Annotated in this window: 18 protein-coding genes and 3 pseudogenes; 10 read left to right on the top strand and 11 right to left on the bottom strand. The window is 60.1% G+C overall.

Annotated features, from left to right (window positions below; genetic code table 11):
• The 3 pseudogenes from AB5Z09_RS12230 to AB5Z09_RS12220 form a co-directional block, all read right to left on the bottom strand.
• Positions 1-265 (bottom strand): annotated as a pseudogene (locus tag AB5Z09_RS12230) (IS3 family transposase); the annotation flags it as partial.
• Positions 256-443: pseudogene (locus AB5Z09_RS12225) on the bottom strand (IS4 family transposase); the annotation flags it as partial. The pseudogenes AB5Z09_RS12225 and AB5Z09_RS12230, both read right to left, overlap by 10 nt.
• 172 nt (positions 444-615) lie before the next feature.
• A pseudogene (locus AB5Z09_RS12220) lies at positions 616-1,559 on the bottom strand (amonabactin ABC transporter substrate-binding protein).
• Positions 1,560-1,714: 155 nt separating this feature from the next.
• Between AB5Z09_RS12220 and amoD the strand changes: the two are divergent.
• Positions 1,715-2,455: an amonabactin biosynthesis phosphopantetheinyl transferase AmoD gene (gene amoD / locus AB5Z09_RS12215; RefSeq protein ID WP_368195401.1), complete on the top strand. Its 741-nt coding sequence runs from the start codon at positions 1,715-1,717 to the stop codon at positions 2,453-2,455.
• A 223-nt stretch (positions 2,456-2,678) separates the two neighbouring features.
• Here the strand turns inward: amoD and AB5Z09_RS12210 are convergent, their stop codons facing one another.
• On the bottom strand, positions 2,679-4,649 hold the full coding sequence (locus tag AB5Z09_RS12210; protein WP_368195400.1) for a TonB-dependent receptor: 1,971 nt from the start codon (positions 4,647-4,649) through the stop codon (positions 2,679-2,681).
• Between the two features lie 57 nt (positions 4,650-4,706).
• Positions 4,707-5,936: an MFS transporter gene (locus tag AB5Z09_RS12205; RefSeq protein WP_368195399.1), complete on the bottom strand. Its 1,230-nt coding sequence runs from the start codon at positions 5,934-5,936 to the stop codon at positions 4,707-4,709.
• Between the two features lie 211 nt (positions 5,937-6,147).
• Here AB5Z09_RS12205 and AB5Z09_RS12200 point away from each other — a divergent pair, with 211 nt between their 5' ends.
• Positions 6,148-6,900, top strand: coding sequence for a hypothetical protein (locus tag AB5Z09_RS12200; RefSeq protein ID WP_368195398.1), 753 nt, complete (start codon positions 6,148-6,150; stop codon positions 6,898-6,900).
• 12 nt (positions 6,901-6,912) lie between these two features.
• Here the strand turns inward: AB5Z09_RS12200 and AB5Z09_RS12195 are convergent, their stop codons facing one another.
• The 3 genes from AB5Z09_RS12195 to AB5Z09_RS12185 all read right to left on the bottom strand — a co-directional run bounded on the left by AB5Z09_RS12195 (position 6,913) and on the right by AB5Z09_RS12185 (position 10,513).
• A complete protein-coding gene (locus AB5Z09_RS12195) occupies positions 6,913-7,374 on the bottom strand; it encodes a DUF2919 domain-containing protein (protein WP_120414433.1) in 462 nt (153 codons plus the stop codon).
• A 148-nt stretch (positions 7,375-7,522) separates the two neighbouring features.
• Complete coding sequence (corA, locus tag AB5Z09_RS12190; protein ID WP_005337059.1) at positions 7,523-8,470, bottom strand: magnesium/cobalt transporter CorA; 948 nt, start codon at positions 8,468-8,470, stop codon at positions 7,523-7,525.
• 399 nt (positions 8,471-8,869) lie between these two features.
• Positions 8,870-10,513, bottom strand: coding sequence for an electron transfer flavoprotein-ubiquinone oxidoreductase (locus AB5Z09_RS12185; RefSeq protein ID WP_120414432.1), 1,644 nt, complete (start codon positions 10,511-10,513; stop codon positions 8,870-8,872).
• Positions 10,514-10,682: 169 nt separating this feature from the next.
• Between AB5Z09_RS12185 and AB5Z09_RS12180 the strand changes: the two genes are divergently transcribed.
• The 5 genes from AB5Z09_RS12180 (at position 10,683) to aroG (ending at position 16,449) form a co-directional block, all read left to right on the top strand.
• On the top strand, positions 10,683-11,435 hold the full coding sequence (locus tag AB5Z09_RS12180; protein WP_368195397.1) for an electron transfer flavoprotein subunit beta/FixA family protein: 753 nt from the start codon (positions 10,683-10,685) through the stop codon (positions 11,433-11,435).
• Positions 11,432-12,358 (top strand): electron transfer flavoprotein subunit alpha/FixB family protein, encoded by a 927-nt coding sequence (locus tag AB5Z09_RS12175; protein WP_120414430.1) that lies wholly within the window; start codon positions 11,432-11,434, stop codon positions 12,356-12,358. Before AB5Z09_RS12180 ends, AB5Z09_RS12175 begins: the two co-directional genes overlap by 4 nt.
• 225 nt (positions 12,359-12,583) lie before the next feature.
• Positions 12,584-13,672 (top strand): 3-phosphoserine/phosphohydroxythreonine transaminase, encoded by a 1,089-nt coding sequence (serC, locus tag AB5Z09_RS12170; protein ID WP_120414429.1) that lies wholly within the window; start codon positions 12,584-12,586, stop codon positions 13,670-13,672.
• A 217-nt stretch (positions 13,673-13,889) separates the two neighbouring features.
• Positions 13,890-15,173, top strand: coding sequence for a 3-phosphoshikimate 1-carboxyvinyltransferase (gene aroA / locus AB5Z09_RS12165; protein ID WP_005351267.1), 1,284 nt, complete (start codon positions 13,890-13,892; stop codon positions 15,171-15,173).
• 220 nt (positions 15,174-15,393) lie between these two features.
• Complete coding sequence (gene aroG / locus AB5Z09_RS12160) at positions 15,394-16,449, top strand: 3-deoxy-7-phosphoheptulonate synthase AroG (protein WP_368195396.1); 1,056 nt, start codon at positions 15,394-15,396, stop codon at positions 16,447-16,449.
• 126 nt (positions 16,450-16,575) lie between these two features.
• Here aroG and AB5Z09_RS12155 read toward each other — a convergent pair whose 3' ends face one another.
• The gene (locus AB5Z09_RS12155; RefSeq protein ID WP_160880453.1) at positions 16,576-18,171 is read right to left on the bottom strand and encodes a methyl-accepting chemotaxis protein; all 1,596 of its coding nucleotides are present in this window, start codon (positions 18,169-18,171) and stop codon (positions 16,576-16,578) included.
• A gap of 256 nt (positions 18,172-18,427) precedes the next feature.
• Here AB5Z09_RS12155 and hutW point away from each other — a divergent pair, with 256 nt between their 5' ends.
• On the top strand, positions 18,428-19,789 hold the full coding sequence (gene hutW / locus AB5Z09_RS12150; RefSeq protein ID WP_368195395.1) for a heme anaerobic degradation radical SAM methyltransferase ChuW/HutW: 1,362 nt from the start codon (positions 18,428-18,430) through the stop codon (positions 19,787-19,789).
• 98 nt (positions 19,790-19,887) lie between these two features.
• Here hutW and AB5Z09_RS12145 read toward each other — a convergent pair whose 3' ends face one another.
• Positions 19,888-21,291, bottom strand: a complete 1,404-nt coding sequence (locus AB5Z09_RS12145) for a DEAD/DEAH box helicase (RefSeq protein WP_005337040.1) — start codon at positions 21,289-21,291, stop codon at positions 19,888-19,890.
• A gap of 182 nt (positions 21,292-21,473) precedes the next feature.
• Entirely contained in the window at positions 21,474-21,950 is a 477-nt protein-coding gene (locus AB5Z09_RS12140) for a glutathione peroxidase (protein ID WP_368195394.1), read from the bottom strand.
• A 350-nt stretch (positions 21,951-22,300) separates the two neighbouring features.
• Between AB5Z09_RS12140 and AB5Z09_RS12135 the strand changes: the two genes are divergently transcribed.
• The gene (locus tag AB5Z09_RS12135) at positions 22,301-22,909 is read left to right on the top strand and encodes a 2OG-Fe(II) oxygenase (RefSeq protein WP_335828597.1); all 609 of its coding nucleotides are present in this window, start codon (positions 22,301-22,303) and stop codon (positions 22,907-22,909) included.
• A 204-nt stretch (positions 22,910-23,113) separates the two neighbouring features.
• On the top strand, positions 23,114-24,103 hold the full coding sequence (locus AB5Z09_RS12130) for a D-alanine--D-alanine ligase (protein WP_139441013.1): 990 nt from the start codon (positions 23,114-23,116) through the stop codon (positions 24,101-24,103).
• Positions 24,104-24,114 lie beyond the last annotated feature (11 nt).

Below are 24,114 nucleotides of genomic sequence, written 5' to 3'. Positions count from 1 at the left end.
GGCAGATAGGTGATATCTGCGACCCAGACCTGCTCCGGAGCCACCGGCGTAACCTGCTCTGGTCCCGCCTTGCGCAAGTTGGGATGACGGTAGAAACGGTGAAAACTGTGGGTGGTCTTGTGATACGCCCGTCTGGGCAGCACCAGCAAGCGGTGCTCGGCCAATATCCGAAACAGCCTGTCCCGCCCTATCTTGAGCCCGCCATCATCCTGACCCTGCAGCAGATAATGCAGCTTGCGAGCGTCCTGCCCACCCGAGGCTGGCGTAGGGGGCGACAAAGGTGCGGTTACTGAGCAATAGGATGTCGAGCTGATTGACCTGCGGGGTCATGGATACGTAATGGAAGATAGTCATGCCGATAATGGCTTATAGCAAGTGCTCCATGGGCATACGGCGACGATGCAGGGGCCCCCCTCCATGCCGAGCGGAGTAGTGATAATCTCGGGGGAGAGACAATGTTGTGGTGTGACTCAAATGGGGCTTCATTTGCTGGTATGGTTAAAGTCGATACCCTGTGTGATACGTGTAGAAATCTGACGCTAATCAACAGATTCCGATTTCTACACATCAGGAGGAACGGTCAATGGAGCTTGGTGTGACTCTTATGGTGCTGAGTTATTTGGTGATGGGGGCCGCATCGGGTTTGGCCAGCAGCAGTTCGACATCGTCGATTACCTTGAGGGCCGCTTGGGGGCCACCGGTGGAGGTCCACAGCGATCCGTCCACGGCGCCGAAGCGCTTGCTCTTGATGGCGCCGAGCTGCTGGAAGGCCGGGGTCTGCTCGGCCTGCTTCATGGCATCTACCGCATCACCCCTGGCGCTCAGGGTGCCGATTACCAGCCAGTCGCCGTCCAGCAGATTGAGGGATTCGAGGCTCAGGGCAGGGGAGTGGGGGGTCTTGTCACCGATCTGGTGGGTCGGTCGGGTCAGCCCCATCTCTTCCACCACGCTGCTGGCGAAGGTGCCGCTGTGCATGTAGCTCGGGCCCTTGGGATTCCAGCGCACTATGCTCAGACGCTCGCCCTGATGCTTGGCGAGCTTGCTGTGGGCTTGCTGCAGACGGGCGTCATACTGGGCGAAAAAGGCTTTGGCTTCGGCGTCCCGGTTCAGCACGTGGGCGCTGCGATTGAAGATCTCCTTCCAGGAGTCACCCCAGTTGCCGGTGACGACGGTGGGGGCGATCTCTTTGAGCAGGGCCAGCAGCTCGGGCTTAGTCTGGCCGGTGAGGATGAGATCCGGTTCCAGATCGATCAGCTTCTCCAAGTTGAGGTTGTCCAGATCGCCGACCACGGCGATCTACTTGCCGCCTGTTGCAGTAGGTAGCGGGGCAGGGTGGACTGGCCGCGGCCATTGACGGTGCCGACCGGTTGCAGGCCTAGGGTTAGGGCGCTGTCGAGATCGATTTCGCTCAGTACCACCACTCGCTTGGGTTGTGCCGGTACAACCTGGGTCTTGCCGTCGGCATCGGTCACCTGACGGGGCTCGCTGCCAGCCTGTGCCTGGAAGCCGACCAGACTGGCCAGCATCAGCACGCCAGCCAGGGGAGAGGAGATCTTCATCGTTACATCCTTCTTGGTGAAATCTGTGGAACACTGGGTCCCAAACGGGCGAACCAATGCTAACGCAAACTCAAATAATAAGAATTAGTATTTGAGTTTGTAGCGTAAAGAGGGCGCGGTTTGCTACCATGCTGGCTCACCAACCAAGGGCCTTCGTGATGTCCATTGCCACTGCGCCAGCCTGTTCACTGGACCGCTTTATCGTGCAGGCCGACAGCCTGCCGCTGCCCAGTGCGGCGCATCTGGCGTTGCAACGGGTCTGCTTTGACCCCGCCGCCTTCACCCCGGCCTGTTACGACGCAGCCGGTATGGTGCTGCCCGCCAGCTTGCAGCGCGCGGCCCCCAAGCGGCTGGGGGAGTTTCTGGCTGGGCGTTTCGCTGCCCGAGAGGCCCTGCGACCCTTAGGCCTTGCAGGAAGCACAGTGGCTATCGGCCCTGCCCGCGAGCCCCTCTGGCCTGCGGGGTTTGAGGGCAGCATCAGCCATAGCCTGTTACAGGGGGGTGGCATGGCCCTGTGCGCGGTGCGCCCGGGCCGGGCGGGAATGGGGCTGGATCTGGAAAGTTGGCTGGCAGAGAGGCAGGCGAGCGAGCTATGGCCCAGTATTGTTAGTGGGGAGGAGTGGGCCCGGCTGGCGGCCGCTGCCCGCGCCGCTGGCCTGAGCAGGGCTGAGGCGCTCACCTTGATTTTTTCGGCCAAGGAGAGCCTGTTCAAGGCGCTCTACCCCAGGGTGGGGCGCTATTTTGATTTTCTCGATGCCCGCTGGCTGGCCATGACGGAGCAGACCCTCACCCTCGAACTCGTGGACGCGCTGACTCCGGCACTACCCGCTGGCTGGAGCTGTACGCTGTACTGGCAAACACTGCAGAGCGGGGTGCTCACCAGCCTGCTGCTGTGAGTGGCGTTGCGCCGAGACGCATGCATAAAAAAACCGCCTTTTGGCGGTAATGCCGATCAGTTAAGGATCCATTGACCGCTCCTTCTGTTGTGTGAAAATCCGAAACCTGTTGATTGGTTTCGGATTTTTTATGCGTATCGCTCAAGCGCTCGACTCCCGGCAACTCCTTTATATCGAGACAGAATGAAAAAGGAGCCCCGTTGCCAGGGCTCCTGCAAACAACTTACAGCTTGTATTCCAGACCTGCGTAGACGGTACGCCCTTCCAAGATCAGGTCAGCATCGGTGGCAACCTGGTCACGCTTTGTGTTGGTTAGGTTGTTGAGGCCGGTTTTCACGTCCAGTCGGGGCATGGCGTTCCAGACAAACCCCAGATCGAAGGTATGGTAGCCTTCGCTCCGATCATAGGTGGCGCCAGTCATGCGTGGTACCGGGATGGTCTGGCTGCCTACGTAGTTCCAGCCGACACGGGTGCTCAGGGTATCCAGGGTCTGCCACTCCAGCTTGGCGTTGAACAGATGCTCGGGGGTTTTGTTGAGATCCAGCCCTGTGGTCATGTCTTTGCCATCCAGAATGGTGCCGTTGGTGGAGAGATTCAGATCGTCGGTGATGTCGACCCAGCCATTGATCTCGACGCCACGAATGCGGGCTTCGGCCACGTTGCTGTAAGTCATGACTTTCGGACGGTGACCGACGCGCCAGCTGTCGCTCTGGATCTTGTTCTTGATGTCGTTGTGGAACGCTGTGATACCTGCGCCGAAAGCAGCGGCCTCGTAGGCGGTACCGTACTCGTAGCTGACGGCGGTCTCGGGCTTGAGGTCCGGGTTGCCGACGATGGTACAGGCGCCGCGGCAAGCCAGTACGCCGTAATCCGCATCGGTCTGGGAGATGGTCGGCGCCTTGAAGGCGCGTCCTACTCCACCCTTGAAGACCCAGTTGTCGTTCATGTTGTAGAGGGCATAGGCGCGTGGGCTGAACTCGCTGCCATAGGTCTCGTGGTCATCCATGCGTCCGCTCAGGGTCAGGTTGAGCGGCCCCAGGTCCAGCTCGTCCTGCAGATAGAGTGCGTATTGATCCACGCTGGTCTTCTTGCCGTTGAGGCTGACGTTGTGCTCGAGCTCGGTGATGCGATACTCGGCGCCTGCGGTGATCAGGTTCCAGCCCGCGGAGGTGGTGATCTGACCGTCGAAGGTGTGGTTGTTCTGGGTAACTTCGCCGATCTTCTTGTTGAGGGTGGTCATCAGCTGCGAGTCGTCACGCAGATCCACCTGTTCGAAGTTGTAGCCGACCTGGCTGTCAAACCATTCCCAGCGACCGTTGTGGGTCAGGTTGAGGCTGAGGCGCTCCATCTGCTGATCATTGAGCACGGTGGCGCCATAGTTGTTCCAGCGTGCCAAGCGATCGTCCTTGGCGAAGATGGCGCCCAGCTCCAGATCTTGGTCCTGATCGATGAGCCAGGTCAGATTGGTGATGGCGCTCCACTTTTCACGCTTCTCCAGGGCATCGGTGTTCGGGTTGATGCTCTGTTCGCTCTGCCAGGCATCGCGATGCAGGCCTTCAACGATGACGTTGCCCAGCAGCTTGTCGTCAATGAGAGAGCCGCTCAGATAGGCGCTGCCCTTGTTGGCATCGCCATTGTGGCCGTCGGTCGGGGTGCTGAAGGTATAGGCGGCCGAGCCCTTGGTCTGTTCTGTGGGTTTGCGCAGAATGATGTTCACCACCCCGCCCAGCGCATCGGCACCATACAGGGAGGAGATGGGGCCGCGCAGGACTTCAATCCGTTCGATGGCCGCGACCGGGACGGTGGAAACATCGAAGTCATTGGCATAACCGGAAGTGAGGGCTTCACGGGAGTTGATGCGGCGGCCATTTACCAGCAGCAGGGTATAGTCGCTCTCCAGACCGCGCAGACGGATCTCCTGACGACCATTGGTGTTGCCCGGATAAATGTGGACACCGGTGACACCCTTGATGGCATCGGCCAGGGTGCTGGCGTTCATCTTGTCCAGTTCGGCGCGGGTCACCACGGAGACGCTGGCCGGTGCCGACAGTTCAGAATGCTTGGTCTGGGTGGCGGTCACCACCAGGGTTTCGTTGGCTTTGGGGACCTCGGCCTGTGCCAGGCCCGGCAGGGCACACAGACCAAGTGAGAGCAGGATCGGGTTCAATCGAAATACGCCAGGCTGCAACTGCATTGTCAAAACTCCATGAATAAAACAGAGGTTATGGGGTCCGGCTCTGGGGCCGATGGCTCACTGACTTCCTTGTCTGGCGGGGCCAGACTCTGGGTTATTGTTGTTTCTTGTCTGTGCCAGCCCCTTGAGCAGGAGCCAGACACCGCCGCAGGCCAGCAGGCCGCAGCCGATATTGATCCAGGCCAGCTGGTCAAATCCGTGCATCACGCCGTTCTGATCCGATACCAGCAACCTGGCCGAGAGCAGGCTGCCAAGGCCGGCTGCCACGTTGGTTACCGTCCCCTGAAACGACATGAAGGCGGCGCGCTGATGGGGCGCAGGAAGGGCCGCCGTGATGGCGAGGGTGGTACTGGAACGGGCCGAGCTCAGGGCCATGAACAGGGTGAACAGCAGGTAGACGGGCATGTCGACCGGCAGGGCAAAACCGAGCAGGGTGATCAGTGTCAGCAGCAGGCTGGTGATCAAGATGGCGCCCTGAGCCCAGCCCTGATCAATCCAGCTGCCGCACAGTCGCATGGTGGCCATGCTGGCGAGGCCGCCGCACATATAGAGGGTGGCGATCTGCTCGCGGGGGAACGCCAGGTTGAACTGGAAGTAGTTGGCAAAATGCGGGATCAGCAAGAAGTGACCGAACATCTGCAGGCAGAGGATGAACAGAGCGCCCTGGCAGAGCGGGGAGCCCAGCAACTGGCGCAACCCGCTGCCGTGAGGGGCATGACTGGCCGGCAGTGAAGGGAACAGCATGGTGCAGAACAAGGCCAGCAGCAGGCCGCAGAGGCCAAACAGCAGGAAGGGGCTCTGCCAGCCGAACCACTGGGCCAGGATAAGGGCAAGGGGCACCACCAGGATGGCTGCCAGCGAGAAAGCCATGCTCACGTAGGCGAGGCGGCGACCTCGCTCGGCAGGCGGCACCAGATCCAGTACGGCCGCCATCAGGATGGCGGCAAGCGGCCCGGACACACAGCCCGACAGGACGAACAGCACCAGCAGCTGCTGGCTGTTTTGCACCAGGGCGCAGGCCATCAACAGCAGAAAACGCAAGGTCAGCAGCATCAGCAACGCGGGCTTGCGATTGACCCGGTCGAGCCAGGGAGCGGCGATAAGCCCCATCAGGGCGGCTCCCAGGGTGGCGCCACCGCTGAAATAGCCGGTCTGCTCCGGTGCCATGCCGAGGCTAGTCACCAGATCCGGCCCAAGCGGCATCACCATCATCATGCTGCCCATGGAGAGCATGTTGACAAGCAGGGCTAGGTGAATGGCGGCGGCAGGGGGGGCGACAGGCTTCATTGACGGCAAGCTCGAAAAAAGGAGACCGAATTGTATCCGAGCGATTACCTCGTGACAACAAATGGAAATCATTGTTATTTGCATTACATTGTGTTGCCCTGATCTTTGCCTCAAACGGACGATGCTACGGATTGAAAAGCGCAAGGAATAGCTCATGATGACGAGGCATTAGAGCACGGTGTACGGCGACGGATCTGAGAGGGAGACAAGGATGGCGAAGTGGCGCTGGAGAGGATACTGGCTGTTGCTTTGGTTGTGGTGTTGGCCGCTGTGGGCCGAGGTGAAAGTGATCCCGGTATTCGAGGCGCAGGCGGCGGTGCAGACCCTCAAGGAGATCTATCCCCAGCTTGGGGTGAGTGCCATGGGCAATCAGCTGGTGCTGAGCGGGACGCCAGCCCAGCTGCAGGAGGCCGAAGCCACGCTGGCGCAGATCAACCAGCCACCGCAAAGCCTGCTTATCGAGTGGCGGGTGGAGGGGGCCGCCAGCGGTCAGCAACTGGGAGGCTCAATCAGTCGCGACGAGGCCAAGCGGCAGTGGTTGCTCGATGGCAACGCCCGGCAGTACCAGCGCAGCCAGAACGACAGCTGGCAGGTGCGCGGGCTGTCGGGCCGTCCCGTGCTGCTGCAGATGGGCTCCTATCAGCCGGTCACCTTCTATCAGTGGAACGGGGGCGCCGTGGTGGGGATGATGCCGCTGGTGAACGGCCTCTATGCCACGGCCACCTTGATTGGCGATCGGGTGCAGATTGCGCTGAGCAGCGAACAGGCGAGGCTGGATCAGGGCACCATCAATCGTGGGCAGAGTGCCACTGAAGTGAGCGGGGCCCCGGGCCAGTGGCTGACGGTGGGAGAGCTTTCGACCAGCTCAGCGGATCAGGGGAGTAGCCTCGGCACCCAGCTACAGGGCGGGCGAGGCAGCCAGAGCGAGCGCCAGACCCTGCAGATCCGGGTCACTCGTCAATAGGTGTCAGCCCCGTCAGTGGGGCTGATCTGCGGCATATTCCCGTAGCTGGCGACTGCGCAGCAGATACCAGAGCGCCCAGAGGCTGGCGACCAGCACCAGTGCGGTGGGCCAGCTGAACGACCACTTTTGCAGATTGAGGCTGTGCAACTGCATCAGCAGGCCGCTGACGGCAGAGCAGAGCAGCAGCAGCGGGCTGTGGCGACGGAGTCTGGCGCGAATGCTCTGGGTCTGCTGATAGGTGCCCCCGCAGGCGAGCAACGCCAGCATGGCAGGTACGTCGGTCAGCAGGCTGATGTAGAGGGTGATCTTGTCCGGATAAAAGAGGGTCAGGATCTCGCTGCCGCTCTCGCGGGTCACTCCCGCCATCAGAAAGAGCCAGATCGAGCGGGTCAGCAACAGGGCGATGGGCCAGAACCAGAGGGGCGGGCGCAACTGGCCGTGATCGTCATATCGGTGTTCGGGGTAGAGGGTCATGGTTGCCCGTTATCCACTTGAATTGAGTGATGGAGGGGATATGGGGCGACGAAGCGCCCTTTGCAAGGCGTTGGGCGTGGCGCAAATTAATCGGGGGGCCATGCCCCCCAATCCGTTTCTTCAGATATCGCAGCGCGCGTCGGCGGCGTTACAGCCAGCCTTTGCGCTTGAAGAAAAGGCCGGTGCCGAGCGATGACATCACCATCAGCACCAGTGACATGGGATAACCATACTCCCAGGCGAGCTCCGGCATGCGGCCGAAGTTCATGCCGTAGATACTGGCGATCAGGGTCGGCGGCAGGAAGATCACGGCGGCTACCGAGAAGATCTTGATCACCTTGTTTTGCTCCAGATTGGTCACCCCCATGGAGGCCTCCAGCTGGAAGTTGATCTTGTCGAACAGGAACTGGGTGTGGGGCAACAGGGACTCCACGTCGTGCAGCATCTCGTCGATCCACTTGTTCTGCTCAAGGCTCATGCGCTGGCGCAGGCTGCGTTTGAGGAAACGCAGGGCGCGGCGGGTATCGTGCAGAGAGAGACGGATCTGGCCGTTGGCCTCTTCCTGTGCCATCAACTCTTTCAGCATGGGGTTGATCTGATCCGGCTCGAAGATCTGATCGGCGGTGTTTTCCAAGGTCTTGTAACCATCTTCGATAAGGTCGGAGAGGTACTCCACCTTGAGGTTTTGCACCTCCAGCAGGATGTCGAGGGCATCCTCCACCTCCAGCCGATCCTGGCGCATATAGTGACGTAGCAGGCGCACCAGCCCGATGTCATCTTCACGAATGCTGATCAGCAGGTTGTTGCGCAGGGTAAAGGAGACGTGGACACCCTTGGTGTCACGACCGATCCGCTGGGGAAACAGGGAGTGAATGTGCAGACCATCGGTATCCCAGTAAAAACGGGCGGATGCTTCGATGTCGTCGAGCTCTTCCTTGTCGGGGACCTCTTCCAGGAACAGGCCCGTCAACCATTCTCGCTCTGCCGTGTCCGGCTTGTAGGCATCCAGCCAGACCGTGTTGTCAGGTACTATGTCGTCAGGCCCGAGCGTGACTATGTCCAGCACCTTGTTGTTGAGAATGTAGGCGGTGATCATCTGTCCCCCCTTAAAAAGTCATGGGTAATCAGGGATGGTTGCACAGGTCATGCGGCCTTAGATCGCTGCAGAAGGCGATCCCGTGGATAAGCAGATCGGGCCGATGGAAAACCTGAATGCGGCGAACTATACAGGGGCGGGCCGCGCTTGTCAGGGGCTATTCATCAGGGATTCAGCCTGTTTGTTCAAAAAAACAGCGAGGTCGGATCACCTGAGCGGCTATGCGGGGTAGAACCCAGCCTTTGGTTGGGGGAGGGCTAGCTGGGGCTGCTTGTTACCGCTGCCCCGCTTCATCACATATTCGGATAATTAGGCCCGGAGCCCCCCTGTGGCGGTGTCCAGACGATGTTTTGGGGCTGAGCATCTTTGATGTCACCGCATCTTGGCATCGCCGTTCCATCACATATTCGGATAATTGGGCCCGGAGCCTCCCTGTGGCGGTGTCCAGACGATGTTTTGACTGGGATCTTTAATGTCACAGGTCTTGCAGTGAATGCAGTTGGCTGCGTTGATTTGCAGTTTGGCTGCGCCTTCCATTTCCAGTACTTCAAATACCCCGGCCGGGCAGTAGCGTTGGGCGGGTTCAGCCCAGGTGGGCAGATTGACCTCGACCGGAATGCGCTCGTCCTGCAGCTTGAGGTGGCAAGGTTGATCCTCGTCGTGACTGGTGTTGGCCAGATACACAGACGAGAGCTTGTCAAAGCTCAGCTTGCCATCGGGTTTGGGATAATGAATGGGCTTGCAGCGGCTGGCCACGCGCAACTGACGGTAGTCGTGAGCCTTATCGAACAGCTTGAAGGGCGAGTTTGCGCCAAATAGCCGTTGCTCCAGCCAGTTGAAGGCACCGCCCAACCAGGGACCATAGCGGTGAAGCGCCGCGCCGAAGTTGCGCGCCGCCTTGAGTTCGCGGGCCAGCCAGCTCTGGTGCAGCTCGTCACCATACTGGGCCAGATCCCGGCCCCCTTCATCGCCCCCCTGCAGCGCCATCGCGACGGTTTTTGCCGCCAGCATCCCCGATTTCATGGCGGTGTGGATCCCCTTGATGCGGGAAAAGTCGAGGGTGCCCGCATCGCAGCCGATCAGCAGGCCGCCCGGGAAGTGCATGCGGGGCAGGGCGTGCCAGCCCCCCTTGGTGATGGCGCGGGCGCCATAGCTGATGCGTTCCCCCCCTTGCAACACGCCGGCGATAAGCGGGTGATGCTTGAGGCGCTGGAATTCGTCAAACGGGCTGAGCCAGGGATTCTGGTAGTTGAGATCGACAATCAGCCCGACTGCCACCTGATCCCCCTCCATGTGATAGAGGTAGAAACCGCCGTGGCTATTGCCGCCCCCCTGCTTGCCAAGGGGCCAGCCACTGCCGTGCAGCACCTGTCCCGCTTTGCCTTGGCCAGCAGGCAGTTGCCACAGCTCCTTGAAGCCGATGGCATAGTGCTGGGGCTGGGCAGCGTTTGCCAGGTTGAATGCGGCGATCAGCTGCTTGCCGAGATGGCCGCGGGCCCCTTCGGCAAAGAGGGTGTAGCGACCGAGCAGCGCCATGCCGGGCACATGATCAGCTTTTGGATTGCCCGCCCGATCCAGCCCCAGATCGCCGGTGATGACCCCCTTGACCCGGCCCGCTTCCATGATAAGTTCGCTGGCGGTAAATCCCGGGTATATTTCGACTCCCAGTTTTTCCGCCTGTTGGCCAAGCCAGCGGCAGAGATTGCCCAGACTGACCACATGGCAACCCTGATTGTGCATCCGGGGCGGCACTGCCCAGGCGGGGAGTTGCAGGGAGCGTTGCTCGCTTTGCAGCAGATGAACCTGATCGTCGCTGACCGGCACGCCGAGCGGCGCTTGCTGCCAGCCATCCGGCAGCAGCTCTTGCAAGGCGACGGGATCAAACAGGGCGCCGGAGAGCAGATGGGCGCCAATTTCCGCTCCCTTCTCCAGCAGACAGACAGAGAGAGTGGCATCCTGCTGTTTCAGGGCGATGGCTGCACTGAGCCCCGCCGGACCGCCGCCGACGATGACGACATCAAATTCCATTGCTTCCCGTTCCATCTTGCCTCTGCGCTCTGGTTGGCCTAGGGTAATGCTGGTAGTTTACGTAAACGTAAAGCAGTTGTAAGCAAAACTGAGCAAGAAAAAGCAAAAAATCAGGGAAGAGCGTACTGCAACAAACGCAGAGGCACACTAATGAATTCAATCCAAAGAGACGAGGCATGACCCCATGAAGCTGCTGGTCGCGATCAAACGGGTAGTCGACTACAACGTCAAGATCCGGGTGAAGGGAGACGGCTCCGACGTGGAGCTGGCCAATGTGAAGATGGGGATCAACCCCTTTTGTGAAATTGCGGTGGAGGAGGGGGTCAGGCTGCGGGAAGCGGGTATCGCCAGCGAGCTGGTGGTGGTGACTTTCGGCCCTGACGCTGCCGCCGAGCAACTGCGCCATGGGCTGGCGCTGGGGGCGGATCGGGCACTGAATTATGTCACCGATGAGACGCTCACTCCGCTGACTGTCGCCCGCGCCTTGCACAAGGTGTGTGAGCAGGAGCTGCCGGATCTGGTGCTGCTCGGCAAGCAGTCCATCGATTCCGACAACAATCAGGTGGCCCAGATGCTGGCTGCCCTCAATGATTGGCCGCTGGCGACCTGTGCGTCAGCCCTCAAGGTGGAAGCTGGGGAACTGCTGGTGACCCGCGAAATCGACGGTGGCCTCGAGACCCTCGGCATGCCGTTGCCTGCCGTGGTGAGCGCCGATCTGCGTTTGAATGAACCGCGCTTTGCCTCGCTGCCCAACATCATGAAGGCCAAGCGCAAGCCGCTTGATAGCGCCCCGTTCTCGACACTCGCCGTTGAGGTGGCCAATCAGACCCGCTTGCTCGGGGTGATGGCGCCGCCAGCCCGCAGCGCCGGGATCAAGGTGGGCTCGGTGGACGAGCTGGTGGACAAACTCAAACACGAAGCGAAGGTGCTGCCATGAGCGTGCTGATCATTGCCGAACATCATCAGGGCCATCTGGCCGACAACGTGGCACAACTGGTGACCGCCGCCGGATCCATCGGCGGTCAAGTTGACCTGCTGTTGCTGGGTCAGGGGCTGACCGAGGCGGGTGAACAGGCGGCAGCCCTCAGCGGTGTCGACAAGGTTCTGCTTGCCGAGCATCCCCTACTGGCCGACGGGCTGCTGGATGGGGTCGACAAGCTGCTGGCCTGCTGGTGCGAAGGTTACAGCCACTGCCTGATGGCGGCGAGTACCATGGGCAAGGCGCTGCTGCCACAGGTAGCGGCTCGGCTCGGGGTGGAGATGCTCTCCGAGGTGACGGCTATCGAGAGCAGCGACACCTTCCTGCGCCCCATCTATGCGGGCAATGCCATCGCCAGAGTGGCAAGCTCGGCGCCCGTCAAAGTGATGACTGTGCGGGCCACCGCGTTTGCCAAGGCGGCGACGGGCGGGCAGGCTCTCATCGAGCCCTTGGCTGTGCCCGAATTCGCTGGTCGTACCCGGCTGGTCGAGCGCCGCGCAGTGCGCTCCAGCAGGCCCGAACTGACCGCCGCCCGGGTGGTGGTCTCCGGTGGCCGGGCGCTGGGCTCCAAGGCGCAGTTTGCTTTGATAGAAGCGCTGGCCGACAAGCTGGGTGGAGCGGTGGGCGCATCGCGAGCCGCCGTTGATGCGGGATATGTCGCTAACGATCTGCAAGTGGGGCAGACCGGCAAGGTGGTGGCGCCGGAGCTCTATATCGCGGTCGGTATTTCGGGGGCCATCCAGCATCTGGCGGGGATGAAGGAGTCGAAGGTGATCGTGGCCATCAACAAGGACAGCGACGCCCCCATCTTTCAGGTGGCGGACTACGGGCTGGTGGGTGATCTCTTCACTCTGCTGCCAGAGCTCACCGCCAAACTGTAAATTTGTCAGAAATGGCTGAGCTGTGGTCGTTTATGCGCTCTGCCCGCCATTTCTGTGCATGTTCCCTGCAAGCCCTGACCCGTTCAGGGCTTTTTCTACTGCAAGGGGGATGTAGAGTGACGGTAAAAGGTTGAGCCAGCTCCCAAAAAGCCTTTGATCCTGTGGCGGCTCTTGTGTAAAACCTGACAAGTCATCGATTACTCTCATCCACTCACGGAAAGCGTCATGAGCAAACAGATTTACAACTTCTGCGCCGGCCCCGCCATGCTGCCGGTTGAAGTCATGGAGCGCGCCCAGCGCGAATTTTGTAATTTTCAGGGGCTGGGAGCCTCGGTCATGGAGCTTTCCCATCGCGGCAAGCCCTACATGGCGGTTGCCGAGAAAGCTGAAGCGGATCTGCGCGAGCTGCTGGCGGTGCCGGACAACTACAAGGTGCTCTTCATGCACGGTGGCGGCCGCGGTCAGTTCTCCGCTGTGCCCATGAACCTGCTGGGCGGGGCCAACAAGAAAGCGGACTTTCTGCTGACCGGTGTCTGGTCCCAGAGCGCGGTGGATGAAGCCAAAAAGTATGGCGATATCCAGACCTTCCAGGGGGTTGCCAAGAACGAGCAGGGGATCTCCCACCTGCTGCCGACCCCGGCGTTTCGCGCCGATGCGGCTTATGTTCACTACTGCCCGAACGAAACCATCGACGGCATCGAGATGTTTGACATCCCGGCTACCGGCGAGGTGCCGCTGGTGGCGGATCTCTCCTCCACCATTCTCTCCCGTCCTCTCGATGTGAGCCGCTTTGGCATCATCTATGCCGGTGCCCAGAAAAATATCGGGCCGTCCGGGCTTGCCATCGCCATCGTGCGCGATGATCTGCTGGATCAGGCGAGAGCCGATGTCCCCTCGATTTTCGACTACAAGCTCACTGCCAAGAACGACTCCATGTTCAACACGCCGCCCACCTACGCCTGGTATCTGGCCGGTCTGGTGTTCGAGTGGTTGAAAGAACAGGGTGGCCTCGAGGCGATGGAAGCGCGCAACAAGGAGAAGGCCGACTTCCTCTACGACTATCTCGATCAGTCGAGCTTCTACGGCAATCAGGTGGATGTCAGCTGCCGTTCGCGGATGAACATCCCGTTCCAGCTGAAAAATGCCGAGCTGGACAAGCAGTTCCTGGCAGAATCGGAAGCGGCCGGCCTGCTGGCCCTCAAAGGACACCGCATTGTCGGTGGCATGCGTGCCAGCATCTACAACGCCATGCCGCTGGAGGGGGTGAAGGCTCTGGTGAGCTTTATGGATGGCTTTGCCAAGCGCAACGGCTGAGAAGAGAGTACTCACATGCTTGCTGGCGGCCTCTCGTGAGCCGCTTCCATCTATTGCAGTGATTCAAGACGCCTGGGATACCCCGGCGTCTTTTTTTCAACAGAACCTGCGCGCTGGCGTTTACCGTGCGATTTCCCCTGAAAGTGCCCTTGCCGAGCGGGACGCAGGCTGTTAACGTCCGGACAGGCGTTTATTTTTGAGATAGCACAGGAAGTCTATGAATTCGTTGCGTTTGGAACCCATTTCTCGTGTGGCCGGTGAGGTCAATCTGCCCGGCTCCAAGAGTGTCTCTAACCGTGCGCTGCTGCTGGCGGCGCTGGCTCGTGGCACCACCCGTCTGACCAACTTGCTCGACAGCGATGACATTCGTCATATGCTGGCTGCGCTGACCCAACTCGGGGTCAAGTACAAGCTCTCCGCCGACAAGACCGAGTGTACCGTGCAGGGTCTGGGTCGCAGTTTTGCGGTGAAAGAGCCGGTCAATCTGTTCCTCGGCAACGCCGGTACTGCCATGCGACCGCTCTGCGCCGCGCTATGCCTCGGCTCAGGTGAATATACTCTGGGCGGCGAGCCGCGCATGGAAGAGCGTCCCATCGGCCATCTGGTGGATGCCCTGCGTGAAGCAGGTGCCCATATCCAGTACCTGAAACACGATGGTTATCCGCCGCTGGTGGTGGATGCCAAGGGGCTGTGGGGCGGCGATGTGCACGTCGATGGCTCCGTCTCCAGCCAGTTCCTGACCGCGTTTTTGATGGCAGCGCCGATGGCGGCCGGTGATACCCGGATCCATATCAAGGGGGAGCTGGTCTCCAAGCCCTACATCGACATCACTCTGCACATCATGAAGCAGTTCGGGGTGGTCATCGAGCACGACAACTACAAGCTGTTCTACATCAAGGGCAACCAGACCTACATCAGTCCGGGTGACTTTCTGGTGGAAGGGGATGCCTCCAGCGCCTCCTACTTCCTCGCGGCGGGTGCCATCAAGGGCAAGGTACGGGTCACCGGTATCGGCAAGCACAGCATTCAGGGTGATATCCACTTCGCCGACGTGCTGGAGAAGATGGGCGCGCGCATCACCTGGGGCGATGATTTTATCGAGGCGGAGCAGGCGCCGCTGCACGGAGTGGATATGGACATGAACCATATTCCCGATGCGGCCATGACCATCGCTGTAGCGGCGCTGTTTGCCGAGGGGCCGACCTCCATTCGCAATATCTACAACTGGCGGGTGAAAGAGACCGATCGTCTGCACGCCATGGCGACCGAGCTGCGCAAGCTGGGCGTCGAAGTGGAGGAGGGGCATGACTTTATCACAGTGACCCCGCCGACCCAGCTTAAGCATGCCGAGATCGATACCTACAACGATCACCGTATCGCCATGTGCTTCTCGCTGGTGGCGCTGTCGGATACCCCGGTCACCATCAATGATCCCAAGTGCACCTCGAAGACCTTCCCGGATTACTTCGACAAGCTGGCCAGTATCAGCCAGCGTGGCTGATCACTGAAAAAACCGTCATCACCAACGCTTCGGGCCCGCGCTGAGCGGGCCTTTTTGCCTTCCTCATCCGCACTTCCATTTTGCTTAGCATCATTTCAATAACTTGCAAGATTGATATATAAAATAGTTTTGTGATTGCTGTAATTTCCTATTTACACATGCCCTGTCGCGGGCTATGTTGAGATTTCCTAATCGCAGTCATCTAGCAGGAAGCCTTGTCATGCAGCATCAAACCGACGACGTTCGTATCAGTGAAATCAAAGAGTTATTACCCCCGGTTGCGGTGCTTGAGAAGTTTCCGGCTACCGAGGTGGCCTCGTCCACCGTTTTTGAATCCCGTCAGGCCATTCACAATATCCTGGCCGGCGAAGATGATCGTCTGCTGGTGGTGATTGGTCCTTGCTCCATCCATGATCCGGTCGCCGCGCTGGAGTACGGCAAGCGCCTCAAGGCGCTGCGCGACGAGCTGAAAGATCAGCTGGAGATCGTGATGCGGGTCTACTTCGAAAAACCGCGCACCACAGTGGGCTGGAAGGGGCTGATCAACGATCCGTTCCTCGACAACAGCTGCAAGATCAACGACGGTCTGCGCATTGGTCGCAAGCTGTTGCTGGATCTCAACGACATGGGACTGCCAACTGCCTCCGAGTTCCTCGACATGATCACCCCGCAATATGTGGCGGATCTGATGAGCTGGGGCGCGATCGGTGCCCGTACCACAGAATCCCAGGTACACCGCGAGCTGGCCTCCGGTCTCTCCTGTCCGGTGGGCTTCAAGAACGGCACTGACGGCACCATCAAGGTTGCCATCGATGCCATTGGCGCTGCCAGTGCGCCGCACCACTTCCTGTCGGTCACCAAATACGGTCACTCCGCCATCGTGGCGACCCGCGGCAACCCGGACTGTCACATCATTCTGCGTGGTGGTCGTGAGCCGAACTACAGCGCGGCTCATGTCAGCGAAGTTGTGAAGGGGCTGGAGAAGGCCGGTCTGCCTCAGAAGGTGATGATCGACTTCAGTCACGCCAACAGCAGCAAACAGTTCAAGAACCAGATGGTGGTGGCCGAAGACGTAGCAGGTCAGCTGCGTGCCGGCAGCAAAGCGGTGTTTGGTGTGATGGTGGAGAGCCATCTAGTAGAAGGCCGTCAGGATCTGGTGGAAGGGTGTGAACTCACGGTCGGCCAGAGCATCACCGATGCCTGCATCGGTTGGGCTGATACCGAAGTGCTGCTGCGCAACCTAGCGGATGCCGTCGCAACCCGTAACGCCCGTTAAAGCTATCCTGGTGGCGCTGTTAATCGTCAACGCGCCGCTGGAACAACAACGATGCCGTTCGGCCAAGTCGAATCCATAAAGCAAAAGCGCGACCCTCGGGTCGCGCTTTTTCGTTGGTGAAGTGGATTACCAACGGTAGGTTTTCAGCAGAGCCTCCAGTTTCTGGCACTGCTCTACCAGCTGAATGCTGGCGAGATTGGCGGCGTGCGCCTGACCCAGGGTGTCGTTGGAGGTGTTGCGAATATCGCTTACCGAGCTGTCAACCTCATGGCAGACCCTGTCCTGCTCTTCGGCCGACTGCGCCATCTGGGCGTTGAGGTCGTTGATGCGGGCGATGCGCTCGATGATGTTCTGCATGGCTGCCAGGGTCGCTTCGGTCTTGCTGATGCTCTCATCGGCTTTGCTTTTTGCATCCCCGATCACCGTAACTGCGCTCTGGGCCTCATTTTGCAGGGCGGCGATCATCTGGGAGATCTCTTCGCTGGCGGCGCGGCTGCGGTTGGAGAGGGCCCGCACTTCATCGGCCACCACCGCAAAGCCACGGCCTTGCTCACCTGCCCGCGCCGCTTCAATCGCAGCGTTGAGGGCCAGCAGGTTGGTCTGATCGGCAATCCCCTTGATCACCTCGAGCACACCGTCAACCGCAAGACAGCGGCTGTCGAGTTGCTGGATCACCTGATCCACCCGATCGATCTCTGCCGACATCTCGCCCATGTCAGTGATGGAGTGCTGGGCGAGGCGGCTGGTGTCGGCGGCATCCTGATTGGTGAGGGCGGAGAGCTCGGCGCTGTGGCGGGCATGTTCGCGCACCTCATGAGAGCTGGCGGCCAGCTCGCTGACGGCCGCGGCAACCTGGGTGGTCATCCCCTCTTGCTGGCGGGCCGAGTTTTCGGTCTGGGTCGCCACCTGACGGATCTGATTCGACTCCTGATAGAGCTGGTGGGTCGCCCCTTCCACCTCCTGCAGGCTGTGGCGGAATCCCTGCACCATGTCATTGACGGCGCGGGTCATCTGGCCCAGTTCATCCCGGCTGTGATTGATCAGGGGGAGAGCGAGATCGCGCTCTTTGGCCATCCGGATCATGGTGAGCTGCAGCTGGCGCAGAGGGTGTTTCACGTAGCGTTGCAATACCCACCAAAGCAAGCCGAAGCCGAGGCTGAAGACGGCGGCCAGACTGCCGCTCAGGATCAGGTTGTTATGGCGGATCTCGCCGAAGGTGTGGCTGAGGTCATAACTGATCCGCACTGCCCCCATCACGGTCCCCTCATTGACCTGATGACAGGTGAGGCACTGGGTGCCGCGATACTCCTTGTAAGCTTTGAACGGTTTGATCAGAGTGAGCCGGTTGCCCTGCTGCTCCAGGATGGCTTCGCCCTGATTGATAGCACGCTCATCGAGGGGATCCTGCGCTTTCTGATCCGGGTGACCCGGACCAAACAGGTTGCTGACGGCGGGGGCGCGCACCAGACGGGCCTCAACGATGCCCGCTTCACTCTTGAGTTTGGTCTGCACTATCTGCCGGTTGGCCATGCCACCTGTCATCATCAGCACGTTCACCTGATCCATATAGGTGTTGGCCATGCTCTCAACTTTCTCCTCTGCCAGCCGGATGGCGAGATCCCGTTGCAGCCAGGCGGAGAGTTCGAAGCAGAGGCCAAAGGTGGTGCTGATGACCAGCGCAAGAGGGAGGAATATTTTCCAGTTCAAGGAGAGGTTATGCATTTTGGGCAAGTTCCATGCGCTTGGTGTTGTTATGTGATCCCGTATCATCTTGATCGTAGACGAAGAAACGGCGGGAGATGGTTCTCTATCGGCACACGATAACCACTCTTGAGTAAATAATCTGTTAAGCAGATCGGTAATGCAGGTTGCCAAAATGCCTTTCGGGAGGGGGGCTGCTCCTCGGGTTGATCCAGAACAAATTGCTAGTAACGATAATCGTTATCATTGTTATTATTTACTAATAATTGTGACCATCATGAATCTGACCCCTTCCATGACCGGTATTGCCACGCCGGATCCCCTCAAGTTTGCTTTTAGCGCCAAGACCTCGGCTCACGCCAGTCGAGGAGGGATGCGCCCCTTCCCGCTGGATGAGGCTGGCTGGCAGAGCTGGTGGCAGCGAGAGAGTGAAGCTGAGGAGCGCGCCCTCTACATCCACATCCCGTTTTGCCGAAAGCGCTGCAGCTTCTGCAATTTCTTTGAAAATGGCGCCAACCCGGCGCGGATAAACCGCTATGTCAACGCCTTGTGCGCCTCCCTTGCGCAGGCGGCTGACACCCCGCTGGCGCAGAGCATGCCATTTTCAGCCGTCTACGTGGGGGGCGGTACACCGACCGACATGAGCGCCGACGAGCTGGCCATGCTGGCTGCAGTGATCCGCCGTTTTCCGTTGGCGGCCGATGCCGAGGTGACGCTGGAGGGGCGCCTCAACGGCTTTGATGATGAGAAATGGCAGGTGGCGCTGGCGGGGGGCTTTAACCGCTTCTCCTTCGGGGTGCAGAGCTTTGATACCCGGGTGCGTCAGCAGGCGGCCCGTTTCGATGACAGGGAGACGCTGCTGACCCGTCTGGGTGAGCTGACCCGGGATGATGCGGCTGTGATCGTGGCGGATCTTATCTTTGGTCTGCCCGGTCAGAATGATGCCGTGTGGCAGCAGGATATCCGTGATGTGATGGCGAGCGGTGTACACGGGGTCGATCTCTATCAGCTCATCGCCATGCAGGGCACCAATCTGGAGCGGGCGCAGGAGAAGGGCACCCTGGATTGGCTCGCCGATGGCCAGCAGCGGGCGGCCATGTATGCCTATGGCGGGGCGCAACTGGAAGCCCACGGCTGGGAGCGTCTCTCTTGCAGCCACTGGCGGCGCATTCCGGCCGAGCAGAGTCGTTATAACCAGATGGCCAAGCGCGGTGCGGAGATCCTCCCCTTTGGTGCCGGTGCTGGGGGCAGTATTCTTGGCCACGGCTTGATGTATGGGCGGGATCTGGCCCCCTGGCACGATGCGCTGGCCAGTGGCAAGCGGGCGCCCGGGATGGTGATGGGGCGCAATCCCAATGCAAGAATGGACGGTCTGCTGCGTGGCGCCCTCGACAGTGGCGTGCTGGCGCTGGATCGTCTGCCAGCGCCTTTGCTGACCCATCTGATGCCGCTTTTTGCCGCCTGGCAGCAGCACGGGCTGGCCGAGATCGAGAACGCACGGTTGCAACTCACCCTCGCCGGCCGCTTCTGGAACGTCAATATGCAGGCTGGCTTGTTCGAGTTCTTGCAGCTCAATCCGCTCGATGGTTCAGCGCCGCCCAGCCATGGTACCGCCGCGGTGCGCCATTCGCTGGTTTGAGCCCGAGTGGAGCATTTGCACGACTCCGTGCGATCCATAACGAAAGAGGGAGCCTTAGTGGCTCCCTCTTTCGGCTTGGCAGTTAGCGTCGTGCGAGCTTACTCGTCGCTGCTCTCCTGATAGCTGTCACGCATCGCTTTGGGCAGACGGCGCATTGGTGCAAAGCCGATATCCTCGCCCACCACTTCCCGCTTGCGGGACTTGTTTTGAGGAGACTGGGCGGGATTTTTGCTGGCGTCACCCTTGGCTTTGCCCTTGCCCGCGGCTGGCTTGCCCTTGGCATTGCTGCTCTTGGCGTTGGCATGACCGCGAGCCCGAGGCGGGTTCTGCACCGGCTTGCTGCCCGGCAGAGTCTGGCGACTCGGCTTGCCGCTTGGCTCATACCCTTCCAGGATCTCCACGGACAGGGATTGGCCGATCAGGGCTTCGATCGCCTTGAGCTGACCCAGCTCGTCCTGACTGACCAGCGAGATGGCCTCGCCGCCACGACCGGCGCGGCCGGTACGGCCGATACGGTGGATGTAATCTTCCGCCATCTGGGGCAGTTCAAAGTTGATCACATAGGGCAGTTGATCGATATCGAGACCGCGGGCGGCGATATCGGTCGCTACCAGCACCCGCACCTCGCCACTGCGAAAATCGGCCAGCGCCCGGTTGCGGGCACCCTGGCTCTTGTCACCGTGGATCGCCACGGTATTGAGACCATCTTTTTGCATCTGCTGGGCGAGGCGGTCGGCGATCTGCTTGGTGCGAACAAACACCAGCACCCGCTGCCAGTTGCCACGGCCAATCATATGGGAGAGCAGCTCGCGGCGGCGTTCCCGATCTACCTGAATGATGCGCTGGGTCACCTGCTCGGCGGCAGTATTGCTGGGGTCCACCTCGATCAGGGTGGGGTCGTTCAGCAGATCATCGGCCAGCGCCTTGATGTCGTTTGAGAAGGTGGCAGAGAAGAGCAGGGTTTGCCGCTCTGCAGGCAGCGCCTTCATGATGCGGCGGATGTCGACGATAAAGCCCATGTCGAGCATGCGATCCGCTTCATCCAGCACCAGCACTTCCAGCTGGCTCAGGGTCAGGGCGCCCTGGGTCAGCAGATCCAGCAGACGGCCCGGGGTGGCGACCAGAATGTCCACACCCAGCTTGATGGCGTCCAGATTGGGCTTGATGCTGACACCGCCATAGGCGATCAGAGTCTTGAACGGCAGGTGGTGGGCATACTTGATGATGCTCTCGCCCACCTGTGCCGCCAGTTCGCGGGTCGGGGTCAGTACCAGTGCGCGCACCTGACGACGGCCACGACCGTGGTTGGCCAGCAGACGCTGCAACATCGGCAGGGTGAAACCGGCCGTTTTGCCTGTGCCTGTCTGAGCGCCGCCGAGCACATCCTGACCGGCCAGAATGGCCGGAATCGCTTGCTGCTGGATGGGGGTTGGCTGTTCGTAACCCAGCTCCTTGACGGCCCGCAGAATATGCGGAGACAGACCCAGTTCGTTGAATGACATGTTCGAGAGAAACTCCTGAGATGAGCCTTTGGCTCAACGGGCAGCCAGCGTATTGGGGCCAGCCACGATATGGAAAAGATAGTGGGGCCGTAATATAGCAAAAGAGCGGCCGCTGCGCAGTAGCTGTCGCACCGGCCGCCATACAATCGTTCAACGCAGTGGCGTAAAACGGTGCGGGAGCATCAGAGCATCTCGCGGATCTGCTCGGCCAGACTCTCCGGTTTGGCCTGGGGTGCGAAACGCTCTACCACGTTGCCATCGCGGTCGATCAGGAACTTGGTGAAGTTCCATTTGACGTTTTCCAGCCCAAGAAAGCCCGGTTTCTGTTGCTTGAGCCACCGGTAGAAGGGGTGGGCATGCTCACCGTTGACATCGCACTTGGCCATGATGGGGAAGGTGACCGGATAGTCGAGGGCGCAGAAGCGGGCGATCTCGTCCGCATCCCCCGGCTCCTGCTGACCGAACTGGTTGCAGGGGAAGCCCAAAATCACCAGCCCCTTGGGGCCGAGTTCCCGATAGAGCGTTTCCAGCCCTTCATATTGGGGAGTAAAGCCGCAGCGACTGGCCACATTGACCACCAGCACTACCTTGCCCGCCAGTTGAGTCAGCGGGTAGGGGGTACCATCCAGTCGTTGCAAAGTGAGAGCGGGCAGAGGCATGAGAAGATCCTTTCGTGGGTGATGCGCGGGTTGTGCCGTGAGTGGTTCGGTCGGTGACAGAGACAAGCGCCGGATGAACAGCAACATGGCGATGCGGATACGGTATCGGCTGGCTCTTGGTACCGCAAGGAGGCCGCGGCGCCTCCTCGTCCCGATTGCAAGGGCCATCACAGTTTCGACAGCCAATACGCTCTTTGGCAGGGCGGGATCACAACTGGCGACAAAAATGCGGGGAGGCGGGCAGCAACTCGCGTATTGATGTTGGGACTTCTCAAGAGAAGCAAACCGGTTTGTGACTTTGCTGGTAAGTCGCTACAAAGCGCCCTCTTTCCACTCATTGTGAGCCAATCTTGGACTATCAAGCTGCCATGGATGCCATTTACACCCGGGGATGGGTGATAGTGGATGATTTTTTGACCGCTACCGAGGTGGATGCCCTCAAAGCCTGTTTGCCAGGCGAATGGCAACCGGCCGGGATCGGCCGTGACGCCCTGCACCAGGGCAATCCCGATATTCGCCGTGACCAGATCCACTGGCTGGAGCCCTCCCTCGGTGCGCCGGTGGCTGACTACCTCGCCCGGATGGAGTCCCTGCGTCTTGCCGCAAACCGGATGCTGATGCTGGGATTGTTCGACTACGAGGCCCACTTCGCCCGCTATCGCAGCGGGGATTTTTACGCCACCCATCGGGATGCCTTTGCCGGTCGCTCCAACCGCCGTCTTACCACCGTGTTTTACCTCAACAACGACTGGCTGCCCGAAGCGGGTGGAGTGCTGCGCATGTATGACGACAAGGAGCAGTTTCTGATGGATGTCAGCCCCAAGGGGGGGCGGCTGGTCATGTTTCTCTCCGAGGAGTTTCCCCACGAGGTACTGCCTGCCAATCAGGAGCGCTACAGTATTGCCGGCTGGTTTCGGGTCAATGGCAACGGCATGGGAAGGGTCGATCCCCCGCGCTGAGGGGCAATGTGTCCCGATTTTGACACAGGGGAGACTTTTCACTGCAAGAAGTGGGGTCATGGGTCTCCCATCAGCTGACAAGGGTTGATCTCCCTTGCTACACTGGCGCGCACTTATGTTCGTATCTGGCTTCGTCCGGTTTTTATGGTGGTTGGCTTATCAAATGGTCATGACGAGGCCGCTTTTCCCAAGGGATCACATCTAATGAAGAACATGCATGTCTTGCTGCTGTGCGGCGGCGGTGGCTCCGAGCACGAAGTTTCTCTGCGCAGCGCCAATTTCCTCGAGCAACAACTGGGCCTTCTGCCCGGTGTCGAAGTGACCCGCGTCGAGATGTTCGCCGATCGCTGGCTCAGTGCCGATGGCCGCGAGTGCAAGCTGGGGCTCGACAAGCTGCTTTCGTTTGACAGCGTGGCCCGTCCGGTGGATTACGTGGTGCCCTGCATCCACGGCTACCCGGGTGAGACCGGCGATCTGCAATCCTTCCTCGAACTGGCCGGATTGCCTTATCTCGGTTGTGATGCCGAGGCGAGCAAGATCTGCTTCAACAAGATCAGCACCAAGCTGTGGCTCTCCGCCATTGGCATTCCTAACACCCCGTACCTGTTCCTGACCGAGCAAAATGAGACGGCGCTGGCCGAGGCCAAAGCCGCGCTGGCCAAGTGGGGCAAGGTCTTTATCAAGGCCGCTTCCCAGGGCTCTTCCGTTGGCTGCTACTCCGCTAGCAACGAAGCGGATCTGGTAAAAGGTATTGCCGATGCCTTCGGTTACTCCGAACAGGTTCTGATCGAGAAAGCGGTCAAGCCGCGCGAGCTGGAAGTGGCAGTTTACCAGTATGGTGACGAGCTGGTGGCGACGTATCCGGGCGAGATCTGCGTGCCGCAGGACAAGTTCTACACCTATGAAGAGAAGTACAGCAGCGCCAGCCATACCGAGACCGCACTGCGTGCCGAGGGGCTGACCGAGGCGCAGGCTGACGCTATTCACGAGTATGCCCTCAAGGCGTTCCGTCAGCTGAAACTGACCCATCTCTCCCGCATCGACTTCTTCCTGACCGACGAGGGGGAGATCCTGCTGAATGAAATCAACACCTTCCCGGGCATGACCTCCATCTCCATGTTCCCGAAACTGCTGGAGCATCACGGTCACCGCTTCGCCGACTACCTTGAGCAGATCCTGCGCAAGGCCAGCTAAGCGCGCTCCCC

Source organism: Aeromonas sp. R2-2, assembly GCF_040908355.1.
In the GTDB taxonomy this organism is placed as follows: Bacteria; Pseudomonadota; Gammaproteobacteria; order Enterobacterales; family Aeromonadaceae; genus Aeromonas; species Aeromonas veronii.
Note: the sequence above shows the minus strand (reverse complement) of the source record. Positions and strands in the feature narration are given on the sequence as shown.

What these genes read in the sequence shown, in the direction of transcription:
- AB5Z09_RS12185 (WP_120414432.1), bottom strand. Translation starts at nt 10,513, where the DNA reads ATGGAACGGGAAGCAATGGAATTTGATGTCGTCATCGTCGGCGGCGGT.
- AB5Z09_RS12140 (WP_368195394.1), bottom strand. Translation starts at nt 21,950, where the DNA reads ATGCCTCTGCCCGCTCTCACTTTGCAACGACTGGATGGTACCCCCTAC.
- hutW (WP_368195395.1), top strand. Translation starts at nt 18,428, where the DNA reads ATGAATCTGACCCCTTCCATGACCGGTATTGCCACGCCGGATCCCCTC.
- corA (WP_005337059.1), bottom strand. Translation starts at nt 8,470, where the DNA reads ATGATCACCGCCTACATTCTCAACAACAAGGTGCTGGACATAGTCACG.
- aroA (WP_005351267.1), top strand. Translation starts at nt 13,890, where the DNA reads ATGAATTCGTTGCGTTTGGAACCCATTTCTCGTGTGGCCGGTGAGGTC.
- AB5Z09_RS12205 (WP_368195399.1), bottom strand. Translation starts at nt 5,936, where the DNA reads ATGAAGCCTGTCGCCCCCCCTGCCGCCGCCATTCACCTAGCCCTGCTT.
- serC (WP_120414429.1), top strand. Translation starts at nt 12,584, where the DNA reads ATGAGCAAACAGATTTACAACTTCTGCGCCGGCCCCGCCATGCTGCCG.
- AB5Z09_RS12155 (WP_160880453.1), bottom strand. Translation starts at nt 18,171, where the DNA reads ATGCATAACCTCTCCTTGAACTGGAAAATATTCCTCCCTCTTGCGCTG.
- AB5Z09_RS12145 (WP_005337040.1), bottom strand. Translation starts at nt 21,291, where the DNA reads ATGTCATTCAACGAACTGGGTCTGTCTCCGCATATTCTGCGGGCCGTC.
- AB5Z09_RS12210 (WP_368195400.1), bottom strand. Translation starts at nt 4,649, where the DNA reads ATGCAGTTGCAGCCTGGCGTATTTCGATTGAACCCGATCCTGCTCTCA.
- AB5Z09_RS12180 (WP_368195397.1), top strand. Translation starts at nt 10,683, where the DNA reads ATGAAGCTGCTGGTCGCGATCAAACGGGTAGTCGACTACAACGTCAAG.
- AB5Z09_RS12200 (WP_368195398.1), top strand. Translation starts at nt 6,148, where the DNA reads ATGGCGAAGTGGCGCTGGAGAGGATACTGGCTGTTGCTTTGGTTGTGG.
- AB5Z09_RS12175 (WP_120414430.1), top strand. Translation starts at nt 11,432, where the DNA reads ATGAGCGTGCTGATCATTGCCGAACATCATCAGGGCCATCTGGCCGAC.
- AB5Z09_RS12130 (WP_139441013.1), top strand. Translation starts at nt 23,114, where the DNA reads ATGAAGAACATGCATGTCTTGCTGCTGTGCGGCGGCGGTGGCTCCGAG.
- aroG (WP_368195396.1), top strand. Translation starts at nt 15,394, where the DNA reads ATGCAGCATCAAACCGACGACGTTCGTATCAGTGAAATCAAAGAGTTA.
- AB5Z09_RS12195 (WP_120414433.1), bottom strand. Translation starts at nt 7,374, where the DNA reads ATGACCCTCTACCCCGAACACCGATATGACGATCACGGCCAGTTGCGC.